The sequence below is a fragment of the Algibacter ulvanivorans genome (assembly GCF_048381495.1).
Lineage (GTDB): Bacteria > Bacteroidota > Bacteroidia > Flavobacteriales > Flavobacteriaceae > Algibacter_B > Algibacter_B ulvanivorans.
In genome coordinates this window covers 87683-102167 of the sequence record NZ_JBLWGD010000002.1, presented here as the reverse complement: position 1 = coordinate 102167, position 14485 = coordinate 87683, and the positions used below count along the sequence as shown (strand labels likewise).

Genomic DNA, 14485 nt, shown 5'->3' with positions numbered 1-14485 from the left:
GTTATGAAAAAAATTTATTCGGTAGAAGAATACATTGAAGAACACAACCATTTTAGTGATGCTTTAATACTTCTAAGAGCTATTATTCTTACTACCGAAGTTATTGAAACGGTTAAATGGAATGCGCCTGTGTACACCTTTAATGGTAAAAATGTTTTAGGGTTTGGCGCTTTTAAAAACCATTTTTGCATTTGGTTTTTTAACGGTGTTTTTTTGAAAGATGAACATAATGTATTGATTAATGCTCAAGAAAACAAGACTAAAGCCCTAAGGCAAATGCGCTTTACAACAATTAATGATATTGATAAAAAAGTAGTTTTAGCTTATATTATTGAGGCTATTGAAAACCAAAAGTTAGGAAAAGAAATTAAACCTAATAGGTCAAAAAAGGAGGTTATTATTCCTGTTGAGTTAAAAACTATTTTAAATACCAACAAGGAGTTAAAATTAGCTTTTAAAACTCTGTCGCCATACAAACAACATGAATACTGCGAGCATATAGCTACAGCCAAACGAGAGGCTACTAAAAAATCTAGACTGGATAAAATTATTCCTATGATTCTTAAAGGTGTTGGATTGCATGATAAGTATAAAAACTGCTAGTTACTTTTATTTTAAATATAAAAAAAGCTTCCTTTACGGAAGCTTTTTTTATGTTGCTATATTGGCAAATTAAATTATTTAGCCGTTGCAGTTGTATTAAGCTTAGAGCTCATTTCCATAGAAATTGCAGACTTATCGAACTTTAGTTTTCCTGCCATAGTTTCTATTACACAGCTATTATCTTTGTCGTTTAAATCTACAACTTTTCCGTGTAACCCACTTTTAGTAATTACTTTATCGCCACGTTTTAAATTGGCTGCAAATTGCTTTTCTTTTTTTGCTCGTTTCATTTGCGGTGCAATCATAAAAAAATACACTACAACAAACATTAATACAAATGGTAATAAACTACCTATACCTTCTCCCATTATTTAATTTATTTAGCTTTTTGCTTGTACTGCTTGCTTGTTAACTTTAGTAGGATCTGGTTTTACAAATGCTGTAATTTTTACAGTTTCTGCTCCTGCTTCGGTATTTGCTGTTACTGTTATTGTTTTTGTTACTTTATTAGAGCCGCTTCCGTTAAATTTCACAGAAAACTCTCCAGAATCTCCAGGTAATAAAGGCTCTCTACTCCAGTTTTGTGGTACTGTACAACCACAAGAGCTTTTTATATCTGTAATTACTAGAGGAGCTTCGCCTTTATTTGTGTACTTAAAAGTAGTTTCTACAGCAGTTTTAGCTTCAATTTCGCCAAAATCGTGTTCTTTTTTATCGAACTCTATTACTGGAAACTTAGTGGCTACAGCATCTCTTTCGGCTGCTGCTGCTATATTAGTTTCGTTAATTTTTTCGGCAGCATTCTCTTTACAAGAAGTAAATGCGATTAAACACATTGCGCTAAGTCCTAATATTACTTTTTTCATGATAGATTTATTTTATTTTTAGATGAACAAAAATAGTAATTATTTAGTCGATTAAAAATTTTTGTATTCTTCTTAACAATAATTAACAATAGCCTTATTTTACTTACATTAAACCACGGCCTACTTTTTTAAGCTCGCCAGAAGCTTCATACTCTTTTACAAGTTTATCTAAAATACCGTTTATAAAAATGCTACTTTTTGGTGTAGAATACTCTTTAGATATTTCTAAGTACTCATTTATTGTTACTTTTACTGGTATTGAAGGAAAATTATTTAACTCGCAAATGGCCATTTGCAGCAATACATAATCAACGGTTGCTATACGTTCTGTATCCCAATTTTTGGTTTTTTTATCAATCTCGGTATTTATAGTAGATGCATTTAATAATGTTTTTTTAAACAAATTTATAGCAAACTGCTTGTCTTCAATATCTTTATAAAGTTTTGGGGTAAAATAGTTCTCGGGCGATGCTTCTTTAACCTTTCTTAATAACTTTAAAATGGTTGTATTTACCGTTGGAAGATCGTCTAACCAAGTTAAGTTTTTATCTTCCATATATTCGTAAAGCTTTTCGTTTGGTGCTACAATATCTTTAAAAACATCGACAATAAATACTTTATCTTCCTTAAAATCAGATACTCTAGTTTTCATATATTCTTTATACAAATCACTAGCAATAATATCTTTAAAAATTATATCGACATACTCTCCATCTAACTCCCAATTATTAATGTTATGAGACTTAAATTGGTCTTGTAAAGGAAGGTTTTCTTTTAAAAACCTTAATACTTGGTTATTAACAAACTTTCTGTTAGGGTCTTTGTCTTCTTTGGTGGCAAGATGCTTGTTTTGCTTTTTTTGTAAATCGTTCTCAGCTCTTTTTTGAACTTCTATTAGTAGAGAAATTAATAGTAAATACAAATTGTACATATTATCTATACTGTAAAGTAAAAATTTTTGATCTTTACTAAAATCATCACTTTCACTACCTTTAAAGGCATACATGGTTTGCATAACTTTTACACGTATATGTCTTCTATTTAGCATCATTACAAAGAACTTTAATTAAAAATATGAAACTTTATTCATTGTTTTTTTAGAGCTGCAAAAATAATACTAAATTTAAAATAAACAGTACTTATTTTTAAAAATTGAGAGCTTATATTTTAAGCTATATTTAACAAATAGCTTATCTTTTAAATTAACTATTCTAGCTTTTATACGTTATATTTGCTATCCTATTCCTAACTAGGTAAATGAAAGCATTAAAACACTTAAATAAATACTTTTTTAAATACAGAACGCACCTTATAATTGGCTCTATTATAACTATTGTAGCCCGTTTGTTTTTACTTTATACACCGCGTTACGTAAAAAAAATATTTATAGCCATTGAAAATTATTATGACCACTCTATTAACGAAACTGCTTTTAGAGCCAATTTACTAGAAGCTATTCTATATATAATTGGAGCCGCTCTTATTGCTGCTATTCTTACTTTTTTTATGAGACAAACCATAATAAATGTTTCTAGGTATATAGAGTTCGATTTAAAAAATGAGATTTATGCGCATTACCAAAAGTTATCGTTAAATTTTTATAAAAATAACCGTACTGGCGATTTAATGAATCGTATTACCGAAGATGTTTCTCGTGTTCGTATGTATGCCGGTCCAGCTTTAATGTACAGTATTAATACACTTGCCCTTTTTGTTATTGTTATTATTTATATGGTTAACGCATCGCCAAAGCTTACTTTGTATACTGTTGTGCCGCTTCCTATTTTATCTGTTATAATTTATAAACTAAGTAAAGAAATTCATAGACGAAGCACAATTGTTCAAGAATACCTATCTAAACTCTCTACATTTACTCAAGAGTCGTTTAGTGGTATTTCTGTAATTAAAGCCTATAATATAGAGCCGCAAACATCGGTTAATTTTAAAACACTTGCTACAGAAAGTAAAGAAAAACAAATAAACTTAGCAAAAGTACAGGCTTGGTTTTTTCCTATGATGATACTTCTAATTGGGGCAAGTAACCTACTAGTTATATACATTGGTGGCATGCAATACATTAATGGTGAAATTGAAAGTATTGGTACTATTGCAGAGTTTATTATATATGTAAACATGCTTACTTGGCCTGTTGCAACTGTAGGTTGGGTAACCTCTATTGTTCAACAAGCTGAAGCTTCTCAAAAAAGAATTAATGAGTTTTTAAAATTTGAACCAGAAATTAAAAACTTGGTTTGTACACCCTCTAAAATTACTGGCGATATTGAGTTTAAAAACGTATCATTCACTTATAATGATACCAACATACAAGCCCTTAAAAACGTTAGTTTTAAAATTAAAGAAGGAGAAACTTTAGCCATTTTAGGTAAAACAGGATCTGGTAAATCTACTATACTAGATTTAATAGGACGTCTTTACGATATTAACCAAGGCCACATAACCATTAATAACACAGAAATTACCAACTTAAATCTAAATGATTTACGCGATAACATTGGTTATGTGCCTCAAGATGCCTTTTTGTTTTCCGATACTATAAAAACCAATATTAAATTTGGTAAACAAGATGCTACCGATAATGATGTTATACAAGCTGCTAAAAACGCACAAGTACACAAAAACATTACCAAATTTACTAAAGGCTACAATACTGTTTTAGGCGAACGTGGCATTACACTTTCTGGAGGACAAAAACAACGCGTATCTATAGCAAGAGCCATTATTAAATCGCCAAAAATATTACTTCTAGACGATTGTTTATCTGCTGTAGATACAGAAACTGAAGAGAAAATTTTAAAAAATTTAAACAAAATTTCAAAAGGAAAAACAGCAATAATAGTAAGTCATAGAGTATCATCGGCTAAAAACGCTAATAAAATAATTGTTTTAGACAGCGGAGAAATTGTTCAAGAAGGCACACACGAAAACCTTATAAATATAGATGGTTACTATAAGCACCTATATTTAAAACAATTAAGCGAAACTCCAACTAATAAATTATAACATAAAGCTTTGCTTTTCTTAAATTAAATGCATTAAAAATCTAGATTTAAAAAAGAAAAATTAAATTTTATTGGTTAGTATAGTTTTTTTTTAGATTTTTGAAACTATTAATTAGACAATTAAATTATGAATAACGGTATGATGGAGAAAGAGGAAATTTTTTCAAAAGTATTAAGAGCAGGAAGACGAACTTATTTTTTTGATGTAAGAGCAACCAAAGCAGAAGATTATTACTTAACAATTACTGAGAGTAAAAAATTCACTAATGACGACGGATCGTTTCATTACAAAAAACATAAAATTTACATTTACAAAGAAGATTTTGCTGAGTTTAAAGATATTCTAGCAGAAATGACCGATTATATTATTAAAGAAAAGGGCGATGAAGTAATAAGTGAGCGCCACCAAAAAGATTTTAAAAAAGAATATGATGATGGCTCTAGAGTTACCGAAGCAGATTTAAAAACTCAATCAACAGAAACATTTACAGATATTGATTTTGATGATATTTAATTATCAAAAACCCACAAATTCATAACATTTAAACCGCAATTAATTATTGCGGTTTTTTTTATAATTTAACAGCAGCTAAAGCAATAAATACACTAGCAAGTATATAGGAAATAGCTAGTTTCCAACCAAGTATAAAACCAATTAATACAAATAAGCTAATTAGCCAAATTGGAGCTAATGTAATAACTACAACAAACCTAAATGTAGATATAAACTCTGCCTCCTTAATTTTTGGTTTTGCTATATATACCCAAACTAAATAAGGTAATATAAATGCTATTATTAATAAAGTTCTCATTATTGCCTTTAAAAAAGTATTTTTTTTGGGGCTTTTAAATTTACTGCTCTTAACCCCCGAATCTATACAAGCATTTACCATTTTAGCATCTAAAAAATTAACATTTAAATCTTCTAATTTTTTTAAAGTAACTTTATAATTATCCTTTGGAATATGCGTTGTTAACAACCCTATTTCAGACTGTATTTTTGTTTTTAATTTTAAAACAGATTCATTTATATTATCCGAAATATAGGTTTTAGCTTCTATTGGATTCCCAAAATATATAGATGTGCTATCGGGAAATTTAGCAGCATGCAAATAATTTAATCCAACAGGAAGTAATTGCAAATCTAAACTAGGGTTGTTCTCTAAAGTGTTAAATACAATCCTTGTAAATCCTTTACTTAAAGGCCTAACCGTTCTGTTTAAATTATGGTTGCCTTCAGGAAAAATAACAATACACGCGCTATTATCTAGAAGTTTAGAACAAGATTTAAAAACAGCATTATTATTTGCTAAATTACCCCAACCATCTCTAACTCTATACACAGGAAGCATTTGCAAACTTTTTAAAACTCTAGCTATAATAGGCTTATTAAACACAGAAGCTCTTGTTAGAAAATACGAAAATCGTCCGCATTTTGTAGCAATCAACAAAGCATCTAAAAGTGCGTTTTGATGATTGCTTAATAATAAAACTGGCTTATTTTTAGGTACATTTTTTATACCATGTATTTTTATATTTTTAAAATAAAAATACATGCCAACTTTTAAATACCCTCTTACAAATGTTAACCAAATATATTTCAAACGTTTTCTTGTTTTCTAGACCAAAAAAAGGCTAATAACAACCCAGATATAATATGCCAAATTCCCCAAAAAGCAGCCAAAATAGCCATACCTCCTAACCCATTAAAAAAGGAAAAAATTAATAACAACCCCAATCCAGAATTTTGTATACCAGTTTCTATCGCTAATGTTTTTTGATTTTTAAATGACAAACAAAATAATTTTGCAACTATAAAACCTAATAATAAGGCCAATATATTATGCATAATTCCTATCATTAAAACATGTTGAATATAATTATTAAACACATCTATATTGTTAGAAAAAGCAATAATTACAATGGCAGCAAAAACAGCTATAGATAAAGGTTTTAATATTTTAGAAAGTTTTAAGGCTAAATTAGGTGTTTTATACCTTAACAACATTCCTAATAACAAAGGCGCACCAAGAATTAAAATAACCAGCTTTATTAATTGATAAGAATCTAGTTGGACTGTTTTTAAAATTTGAGCCGTGGGCTCGTACAAAGTACTATAAAACTTAAAGTTAAAAGGTGTCATAAACATTGCTAAAAAAGTTGCAAATGCAGTAAGACTAACCGATAGCGCTGTATTTCCTTTTGCCAAGTGCGTCATAAAATTTGAAATATTACCACCAGGACAAGCAGCAACAACAAACATACCCAATGCAATACTAGGCTGTGGTTTTATTATACTTACCAATATATAAGTTACTAAAGGCAACAGAATAAACTGAGCCAAAATACCCACTAAAACCAATTTAGGTTGCTTTATTAATGCTTTAAAATCATGAAGTGTAATATGAAGCGCTACACCAAACATAACAACAGCAAGTGCTATGTTTAAAACCCACAATCCTTGACTATCAAAATGTATTTGAACCTTATCTAAATCTTGCATAAGTTAGTTTACAGACGATCCATTTTTTACTTTCATTTCGGGGTTTAAAAGCACAACATCTTTTCCGTTTACTGCGCCTAACACCAAACAATCGCTCATAAATTTAGCTATCTGTTTTCTAGGAAAATTAACAACAGCAACAATTTGATGGTTTAACAAATCGCTTTTTTTATATAATGTTGTTATTTGAGCTGAAGATTTTTTAATTCCCAAATCGCCAAAGTCTATTGTAAGTTGGTAAGCAGGGTTTCTTGCTTCAGGAAAATCGTTAACTTCTATAATAGTTCCTATGCGCAAATCGACTTTAGTAAAGTCATCAAAAGTAATTGTGTTATCCATTTTTTAAAAATACAAATATTTACGAACTTTGGTAAAAACTTAAATTATGGCAGATACGCCTTCAAATATGCTTCCGTTAGGAACTAAAGCCCCAGACTTTTCTCTACTAGATACAGTTTCTAATTCCACTTTAAACCTTAACACTTTAAAAGGCGAAAAAGGTACGGTAATCTTTTTTATTTGCAACCATTGTCCTTTTGTAATTCATATTAACAAAGAAATTGTAGCTATAGCAAACGCTTACGCGGAAAAAGATATTGGTTTTATTGCTATTTCTAGTAACGATATTATTAAATACCCTCAAGATTCGCCCGAGAAAATGAAAATTCATGCTAAACATGAAAATTATCCATTTCCATATTTATATGATGAAACTCAAGACATAGCTAAAGCATACAATGCCGCATGTACTCCAGATTTTTATGTTTTTAATGCCCATTTAAAACTAACTTACAGAGGTCAGTTAGACGATTCTAGACCAGGAAACAATTTGCCCGTAACAGGAAAAGATTTAAGATATGCATTAGACTGTTTAATTAAAAATAAAGAAAATACGCAATTACAAAAACCAAGCATAGGCTGTAGTATAAAATGGAAAAATTAAACCAATTTTAACTGCCAAATACCAATATTTTGCCATTTACCAAATTTAAATCCAACTTCGTTTAAACTTGCTACTTGTTTAAACCCTAATTTTTCATGCAATTTTACACTTGCATTATTAGGAATGGTTAAAACGCCTAATACCGAATGTAAATTGGTTTCTTTTAACTGTCGTATTAACTCTGTATATAATTTTGTTCCTATTTGTTTTCCGTGCGCTGTATGTTTTACATAAACAGTAGTTTCTGCTACGTAATTATAGGCAGGTTTAGGCCTAAAGCTACTGCCATAAGCATACCCTAATATTTCATCATTTTCAAGATAAACTATAAATGGGTATTTAGCCGAAATACGCTTTATTTTTTCTAAAAACATATGAATAGTTAAAGGATCAATATCAAAAGTAGCAGTAGTATTTAAAACATAATAGTTATAAATTTTTAATAAAGCCTCTGCATCTTGTATTTGTAAACGCCTAATCATTTACAGCCAACCTTTACGTTTCATTACGTTTTCTATATGCGCATAATGATGATTACTATGCCAAGCATAATTACCAATATTATAACTAAGTAAAACTTCACTATTAGTTTCAGGGTGTATAAAACACTTATTTAAATCTTCAGTAGATAACGATTTTAATAAATTTACTAATTTGTAATGAATAGCCTTCAAGTGTTCTATTGACATTTGAATGGGAGCCAATTTGCTATCATTTAATTCTGCCCAAAGTTTTTCATTATAGGCTTTAATTACAGGTTTATCTTCTGTTAATGCCCATTTAAAACGTGTATAACTATGATGGTGGCTATCTGATATATGATGTACCAACTGCCTTATTGTCCAACCGCCTGGCCTATACTGTGTATCTAATTGTTTTTTAGAAAGATGCTTTACAAGAGCTTCTAAGCGAATAGGAAATTGCTCTAAAATTGTTATCCAACCCTCAACATGTTGTTTAGTAATAATTTTTGGACATTCAAATTGCCCTATTGGGTATTTTAATTTGTCTAATTCTAACGAATTCACGTATTTTATAATTTAGAAGTAAACCTCTAAAATAAAGATATTTTACTATTTGGCAACTTCAAATCTCCTTTTTTAACCCAATTTACGGCGGTATAAAGCGAGTTAAAACTTTTTATTTTGTCTTTAAAAAACAAACTTTCTATCATTAAATTAAGTTTACTTCCAGACTTATTTGAAACCACAAAATAGTTTTTTAAAAAATAATTGTTTTTAAAAAACTTAAACCAATCTACTGCTACTACTGCATAAGAGTTTATACGGTTAGAAATATAAATTACATCTTTACCATCCTTACCTAAAAAACATGCAACATCTTCTACAATTTTACTTGCATGATCATTCCAGTTAAAATTAACACCTCGTTTAATTTCTGAAATTACAAAGCCATCAAAAATAAAAACGTCTGCAAAAGAATAATTAAGTTCTTTTAATATTTTTGAATTTAAATTGGCATCTTTTACACTTATCATACTTTAAAAATAAATAGATAGTACCGTATTGAAAAAAATAATCGACAAATAAATTAATTAAAACGCCATTACACCGCATAAACAAAAAAACACCCAAAAATATATGGGTGTTTTATAAATGTTATTATTATGTAATAAACCTAAAAGGCTATTTTACATCCATCAATTCTACATCGAAAACTAAAGTAGCATTTGGTGGTATTACTCCTCCAGCGCCAGCGCTTCCGTATCCTAAATGGCTTGGTATTACTAATCTTGCTTTATCGCCTACTTTTAGTAAGCCAATACCCTCATCCCAACCAGGAATTACTTGTCCTACACCTAAAGGAAAATCTATTGGCTGGTTACGTTTATAAGAAGAATCGAAAACAGTACCGTCTGATAATTGACCTTTATAATGTACAGAAACTGTTTGCCCTTTTTCTGCCTTTTTGCCATTACCTTTTTGTATAATTTGGTAACGTAAACCGCTTTCTGTTTTCTCAAAACCAGCAGCTATTTTATCTAGTTCGGCTTCGGCAGCAGCTTTTGCTTCGGCTTCGCGTTTTGCTCTAGATCCTTCAAAAACTCTAAAAGCTTCAACTGGATTAAAAGCTTCGGCTTCGGCTCCTTCTCTTATAATTTCTATACTATCTATTTTATCGCCTTGTGCAATAGCATTAACAACATCTTGACCTGTAGAAACTTTTCCAAAAACAGTATGTTTCCCATCTAACCAAGCTGTTTCTACATGTGTTATAAAAAACTGACTTCCATTTGTACCAGGGCCTGCATTCGCCATAGATAATACACCTGGACCATCATGCTTTAAGTCTGGATGAAACTCATCGTCAAATTGATATCCTGGGTTTCCTGCTCCTGAACCTTGTGGACAACCACCTTGAATCATAAAATCTGGAATAACTCTATGAAATTTTAATCCATCATAATAAGGAGTTCCTTGGGGTTTTACTTTATTTTCTAAATTACCTTCTGCTAAAGCTACAAAGTGCCCAACTGTTCCTGGCGTTTTTTGGTACTCTAAAGCGACAAGAATTTCTCCTTTTGTTGTGTTAAATTTTGCGTATAATCCGTCTTGCATTGTTCTATTTTTTAAGAAAGTGCAAAGATAGGAAAGTAAGTTAAAAGTTAATAACTAAGCCCCATTAGTTTTAAAACTTAAATTAAAATACTTGGTTTGTATATTCATTTATCGTAATATTGCAATAAACTAATATATTATAATTATGGGATTAGCAAAAACAGAAATGTTTACAGATACACAAAATGAAATTGCGCTTTTTGCAAAAGTATTTGGTCATCCTGCTAGGGTAGCCATTCTAGAACAGTTGTTTAAAATTAACACTTGTTATTGTGGCGATTTAGTTAACGAAATTGGCCTTGCACAACCAACTATTTCTCAGCACTTAAAAGAGCTTAAACACCTCGGATTAATTAAAGGCAATGTAGAGGGAACTAGTGTTTGCTATTGTATTAACACAGAAAACTGGATAAAAATGAAAGCTGTAATGATAAAGTTTCTAGATCAAGATATTACTACTAACAACAGCTGTTGCTAAATAATTTAAACCTTTATTTACCTGTAATTACCATGAAAAAACTAAGTTTTCTTGATAGAAATTTAACCCTTTGGATTTTTACTGCCATGCTAATTGGTATTGGCATTGGTTACTTTGCTCCTAGTTTTCCAAACATTATAAACTCATTTAATAGCGGAACAACAAATATTCCTATCGCTATTGGATTAATTTTAATGATGTATCCGCCTTTAGCAAAAGTTAATTATTCCTTATTACCTAAAGTATTTAAAAACACAAAAATACTGTCTATATCTTTACTATTAAACTGGGTAATAGGCCCTGTTTTAATGTTTGTTTTAGCTATTATTTTTTTAAAAGATTATCCTGAATATATGGTTGGGCTTATTTTAATAGGTTTAGCTCGTTGCATTGCTATGGTTTTGGTTTGGAATGATTTAGCTGAAGGAAGTAGCGAATATGGTGCTGGACTTGTTGCTTTAAACAGTATATTTCAAGTTTTCGCATATAGTTTTTATGCTTGGATTTTTATTACTGTACTGCCTCCCTATTTTGGTTTTGAAGGTGCAATTATAGACATATCTATAGCTACCATTGCAGAAAGCGTGGCTATATATTTAGGTATACCGTTTGCTATGGGCATTTTTAGTCGTTTAATATTAGTAAAACTAATGGGCGAACGCTGGTATACTAATACATTTATCCCTTCTATTTCTCCATTAACTTTAATTGCTTTACTATTTACAATAATTATTATGTTTTCGTTAAAAGGCGAGTTAATTGTACAAATACCAATGGATGTATTAATTATAGCCGTGCCTTTACTTATTTACTTTACATTAATGTTTATTATAGGCTTTTTCTTTACTAAAGCAACTGGCGCCAATTACGACAAAACAACGGCTGTTGCCTTTACTGCTGCGGGTAATAATTTTGAATTGGCTATTGCTGTTGCCATTGCTGTTTTTGGGCTAAATTCTGGACAAGCATTTACGGGTGTAATTGGCCCTTTAGTAGAGGTTCCTGCTTTAATATTACTAGTTAAAGTTTCCTTTTGGTTACGCAAAAAATATTACAAAAATTAACTAAAGCTTAAATAAAAAACTGAATATGAGGCTATACAATTAACCTTCATATTCAGTTTTTTTGTTACTTATTTTTAGTTTGCTACTTCACTAATAAATTTTATACGGTATAATCGTAACTCTTCATCATCATAATCACCATCAAACTCATCAATAGCCGCATCAATATTGTCTGTTTCAGATTCCATAAAATATTCATGAATTTCTTCCTGTTGGTCTTCATCTAAAATATCATTAATCCAATAATCAATATTTAGTTTAGTACCAGAGTATACAATAGCTTCCATTTCTTTTATAAAGTCTGGCATAGACATTCCTTTTGAGGAAGAAATATCGTCTAGAGGTAATTTTCTGTCTATATTTTGTATAATATAAAGCTTATTGGCAGAGTTTGTTCCTGTAGATTTTACAACTAAATCATCAGGACGTACAATATCATTTTCTTCAACATACTTTTCAATAAGTGCTACAAAATCTTTACCATATTTTTTTGCTTTTCCATCGCCCACACCGTGTACATTAGCTAGCTCTGTTAAATTTATTGGGTATTTAAGTGCCATATCTTCTAACGAAGGATCTTGAAAAATTACAAATGGTGGTACACCTAGTTTTTTTGCATTTTTTTTTCTTAAATCTTTAAGCATACCCATTAAAGCATCGTCTGCTACTGCTCCAGAACCTTTAGCTGCTGTAATTATGGTGCCGTCTTCTTGTTCGCCTTCGTAAATATGGTCTTCGGTCATCATAAAAGACACCGGTTTTTTTATAAAATCTTCACCAGATTTAGTTAACTTTATTACACCATAAGTTTCTATGTCTTTTTTAAGGTAAGCGGCTACTAGTGCTTGCCTTAATAAGGCCATCCAATATTTATTGGCTTTATGTTTACCACTACCAAAAAAGGGCTGTGTATTGGTTTTATGTGAGTTAATTAATGCATTTTCTTTACCTATTAAAACGTTTACTAAATCTTTAGATTTATATTTTTCATTGGTATTACTTATGGTTTCTAATAGAAGTTTCACGTCTTCTTTAGCTTCCACTTTCTTTTTTGGATGTCTTACATTATCATCCATATCGCCGCCTTCACCTGTTTTGGTATCAAATTCTTCTCCAAAATAGTGTAGTATAAATTTTCTTCTAGATATTGATGTTTCTGCAAAAGCGACAACTTCTTGCAGTAAAGCTTGTCCTATTTCTTGCTCGGCAACAGGTTTGCCTGACATAAATTTTTCTAATTTTTCAATATCTTTATATGCATAATAGGCTAAACAATGGCCTTCACCTCCATCGCGCCCAGCTCTACCTGTTTCTTGGTAGTAACTTTCTATACTTTTTGGAATATCATGATGTATTACAAAACGTACATCGGGTTTATCTATTCCCATACCAAATGCTATGGTTGCCACAACCACATCGACATCTTCCATTAGGAATTTATCCTGGTGGCTAGATCGGGTTTTTGCATCTAAGCCTGCATGATAAGGTACTGCGTTAATACCATTTACTTGTAGTACTTGTGCTAGTTCTTCAACACGTTTTCTGCTTAAGCAATAAACAATACCTGATTTACCTTCGTTTTGCTTTATAAATCTAATAATATCTACATCTACATTTTTAGTTTTTGGTCGTACTTCATAATACAAATTAGGTCTATTAAACGAAGCTTTAAAGGTTTTTGCGTTACCTATTCCTAAGTTTTTTATAATGTCTTCCTGTACTTTTGGAGTTGCTGTTGCTGTTAAACCTATAATAGGAATATTATCGCCAATACGTTTTATAATATGACGAAGGTTTCTGTATTCTGGCCTAAAATCGTGCCCCCATTCGCTTATACAATGCGCCTCGTCTATAGCTAAAAACGATATTTTTACAGTTTTTAAAAACTCTACATTTTCATCTTTAGTAAGCGATTCTGGTGCAACATAAAGTAATTTTGTAATACCGTTAACAATATCTTCTTTAACTTGTTTTACCTCGGTTTTATTTAATGATGAGTTTAGTACGTGTGCAACACCATCTTCTTTAGAAACACCTCTAATGGCATCGACTTGATTTTTCATTAAAGCTATTAAAGGTGATACTACAATAGCTGTACCTTCTTGCATTAAGGCTGGCAATTGGTAGCATAAAGATTTACCACCACCTGTTGGCATGATAACAAATGTATGATTACCCGATAATAAACTTTCTATAACGTCTTCTTGAAGTCCTTTGAATTTATTAAACCCAAAATATTTTTTTAGAGCAGCATGCAAGTCACTTTTTAATATTGACATGAATTATTTATAATTATTGTATTATTTATATCTTTAAAATATTGAAATTATAGTTAATTAATTTCATTATACATTTAGAGAACCCTCATATTTTTTTCGTTAGTTTTGCAACAAATTTTCAAATTATAACTAAGTTATATATTTGATTAT

The 14485-nt window shown here is 30.4% G+C and carries 17 protein-coding genes; 6 read left to right on the top strand and 11 right to left on the bottom strand.

The annotated features are described in order from the left end of the window. Nucleotides 1-3: 3 nt before the first annotated feature. Nucleotides 4-603 carry a YdeI/OmpD-associated family protein gene (locus tag ACNG5D_RS05975; protein WP_418182585.1) on the top strand — a complete coding sequence of 200 codons (600 nt, stop codon included), beginning with the start codon at nt 4-6 and terminating at the stop codon, nt 601-603. Between the two features lie 74 nt (nt 604-677). On the opposite strand, the gene yajC is transcribed toward ACNG5D_RS05975, so the two are convergent. From yajC to nusB, 3 genes are all read right to left on the bottom strand, one after another. Continuing rightward, the gene (yajC, locus tag ACNG5D_RS05970; RefSeq protein ID WP_418182584.1) at nt 678-971 is read right to left on the bottom strand and encodes a preprotein translocase subunit YajC; all 294 of its coding nucleotides are present in this window, start codon (nt 969-971) and stop codon (nt 678-680) included. A gap of 12 nt (nt 972-983) precedes the next feature. Next, nucleotides 984-1469 (bottom strand): DUF1573 domain-containing protein, encoded by a 486-nt coding sequence (locus ACNG5D_RS05965; protein WP_418182583.1) that lies wholly within the window; start codon nt 1467-1469, stop codon nt 984-986. Nucleotides 1470-1572: 103 nt separating this feature from the next. Continuing rightward, the gene (gene nusB, locus ACNG5D_RS05960) at nt 1573-2520 is read right to left on the bottom strand and encodes a transcription antitermination factor NusB (RefSeq protein WP_418182582.1); all 948 of its coding nucleotides are present in this window, start codon (nt 2518-2520) and stop codon (nt 1573-1575) included. A 206-nt stretch (nt 2521-2726) separates the two neighbouring features. Here nusB and ACNG5D_RS05955 point away from each other — a divergent pair, with 206 nt between their 5' ends. Then, nucleotides 2727-4490, top strand: a complete 1764-nt coding sequence (locus ACNG5D_RS05955; protein WP_418182581.1) for an ABC transporter ATP-binding protein — start codon at nt 2727-2729, stop codon at nt 4488-4490. Nucleotides 4491-4613: 123 nt separating this feature from the next. Further along, nucleotides 4614-5003: a PUR family DNA/RNA-binding protein gene (locus tag ACNG5D_RS05950; protein ID WP_418183063.1), complete on the top strand. Its 390-nt coding sequence runs from the start codon at nt 4614-4616 to the stop codon at nt 5001-5003. Between the two features lie 58 nt (nt 5004-5061). On the opposite strand, the gene ACNG5D_RS05945 is transcribed toward ACNG5D_RS05950, so the two are convergent. The 3 genes from ACNG5D_RS05945 to ACNG5D_RS05935 are packed head-to-tail and all read right to left on the bottom strand — an operon-like array spanning nt 5062 to nt 7331. Further along, nucleotides 5062-6093 carry a lysophospholipid acyltransferase family protein gene (locus tag ACNG5D_RS05945; protein WP_418182580.1) on the bottom strand — a complete coding sequence of 344 codons (1032 nt, stop codon included), beginning with the start codon at nt 6091-6093 and terminating at the stop codon, nt 5062-5064. Next, a complete protein-coding gene (locus ACNG5D_RS05940; protein ID WP_418182579.1) occupies nt 6090-6992 on the bottom strand; it encodes a bile acid:sodium symporter family protein in 903 nt (300 codons plus the stop codon). The genes ACNG5D_RS05945 and ACNG5D_RS05940 overlap by 4 nt, the downstream gene beginning before the upstream one ends. Before the next feature lie 3 nt (nt 6993-6995). Next, nucleotides 6996-7331, bottom strand: coding sequence for a tRNA-binding protein (locus tag ACNG5D_RS05935; RefSeq protein WP_418182578.1), 336 nt, complete (start codon nt 7329-7331; stop codon nt 6996-6998). 46 nt (nt 7332-7377) lie between these two features. Between ACNG5D_RS05935 and ACNG5D_RS05930 the strand changes: the two genes are divergently transcribed. Then, nucleotides 7378-7935, top strand: coding sequence for a thioredoxin family protein (locus tag ACNG5D_RS05930; RefSeq protein WP_418182577.1), 558 nt, complete (start codon nt 7378-7380; stop codon nt 7933-7935). Here ACNG5D_RS05930 and ACNG5D_RS05925 read toward each other — a convergent pair. The 4 genes from ACNG5D_RS05925 to ACNG5D_RS05910 form a co-directional block, all read right to left on the bottom strand. Further along, nucleotides 7932-8417, bottom strand: coding sequence for a GNAT family N-acetyltransferase (locus ACNG5D_RS05925; protein ID WP_418182576.1), 486 nt, complete (start codon nt 8415-8417; stop codon nt 7932-7934). The two genes, ACNG5D_RS05930 and ACNG5D_RS05925, sit on opposite strands and share 4 nt — an antisense overlap. Further along, entirely contained in the window at nt 8418-8963 is a 546-nt protein-coding gene (locus tag ACNG5D_RS05920; protein ID WP_418182575.1) for a YfiT family bacillithiol transferase, read from the bottom strand. It abuts the gene before it with no gap. 26 nt (nt 8964-8989) lie between these two features. Beyond that, nucleotides 8990-9433, bottom strand: coding sequence for a hypothetical protein (locus ACNG5D_RS05915; RefSeq protein ID WP_418182574.1), 444 nt, complete (start codon nt 9431-9433; stop codon nt 8990-8992). A gap of 148 nt (nt 9434-9581) precedes the next feature. Next, entirely contained in the window at nt 9582-10514 is a 933-nt protein-coding gene (locus ACNG5D_RS05910) for a peptidylprolyl isomerase (RefSeq protein ID WP_418182573.1), read from the bottom strand. Between the two features lie 145 nt (nt 10515-10659). On the opposite strand from ACNG5D_RS05910, the gene ACNG5D_RS05905 reads away from it, so the two are divergent. Next, nucleotides 10660-10992, top strand: a complete 333-nt coding sequence (locus ACNG5D_RS05905; RefSeq protein ID WP_418182572.1) for an ArsR/SmtB family transcription factor — start codon at nt 10660-10662, stop codon at nt 10990-10992. Between the two features lie 26 nt (nt 10993-11018). Then, on the top strand, nt 11019-12056 hold the full coding sequence (gene arsB / locus ACNG5D_RS05900; protein ID WP_418183062.1) for an ACR3 family arsenite efflux transporter: 1038 nt from the start codon (nt 11019-11021) through the stop codon (nt 12054-12056). Nucleotides 12057-12130: 74 nt separating this feature from the next. Here the strand turns inward: arsB and ACNG5D_RS05895 are convergent, their stop codons facing one another. Beyond that, entirely contained in the window at nt 12131-14335 is a 2205-nt protein-coding gene (locus ACNG5D_RS05895) for a RecQ family ATP-dependent DNA helicase (RefSeq protein WP_418182571.1), read from the bottom strand. Nucleotides 14336-14485 lie beyond the last annotated feature (150 nt).

What these genes read in the sequence shown, in the direction of transcription:
- ACNG5D_RS05975 (WP_418182585.1), top strand. Translation starts at nt 4, where the DNA reads ATGAAAAAAATTTATTCGGTAGAAGAATACATTGAAGAACACAACCAT.
- yajC (WP_418182584.1), bottom strand. Translation starts at nt 971, where the DNA reads ATGGGAGAAGGTATAGGTAGTTTATTACCATTTGTATTAATGTTTGTT.
- ACNG5D_RS05965 (WP_418182583.1), bottom strand. Translation starts at nt 1,469, where the DNA reads ATGAAAAAAGTAATATTAGGACTTAGCGCAATGTGTTTAATCGCATTT.
- nusB (WP_418182582.1), bottom strand. Translation starts at nt 2,520, where the DNA reads ATGATGCTAAATAGAAGACATATACGTGTAAAAGTTATGCAAACCATG.
- ACNG5D_RS05955 (WP_418182581.1), top strand. Translation starts at nt 2,727, where the DNA reads ATGAAAGCATTAAAACACTTAAATAAATACTTTTTTAAATACAGAACG.
- ACNG5D_RS05940 (WP_418182579.1), bottom strand. Translation starts at nt 6,992, where the DNA reads ATGCAAGATTTAGATAAGGTTCAAATACATTTTGATAGTCAAGGATTG.
- ACNG5D_RS05935 (WP_418182578.1), bottom strand. Translation starts at nt 7,331, where the DNA reads ATGGATAACACAATTACTTTTGATGACTTTACTAAAGTCGATTTGCGC.
- ACNG5D_RS05930 (WP_418182577.1), top strand. Translation starts at nt 7,378, where the DNA reads ATGGCAGATACGCCTTCAAATATGCTTCCGTTAGGAACTAAAGCCCCA.
- ACNG5D_RS05925 (WP_418182576.1), bottom strand. Translation starts at nt 8,417, where the DNA reads ATGATTAGGCGTTTACAAATACAAGATGCAGAGGCTTTATTAAAAATT.
- ACNG5D_RS05915 (WP_418182574.1), bottom strand. Translation starts at nt 9,433, where the DNA reads ATGATAAGTGTAAAAGATGCCAATTTAAATTCAAAAATATTAAAAGAA.
- ACNG5D_RS05910 (WP_418182573.1), bottom strand. Translation starts at nt 10,514, where the DNA reads ATGCAAGACGGATTATACGCAAAATTTAACACAACAAAAGGAGAAATT.
- ACNG5D_RS05905 (WP_418182572.1), top strand. Translation starts at nt 10,660, where the DNA reads ATGGGATTAGCAAAAACAGAAATGTTTACAGATACACAAAATGAAATT.
- ACNG5D_RS05895 (WP_418182571.1), bottom strand. Translation starts at nt 14,335, where the DNA reads ATGTCAATATTAAAAAGTGACTTGCATGCTGCTCTAAAAAAATATTTT.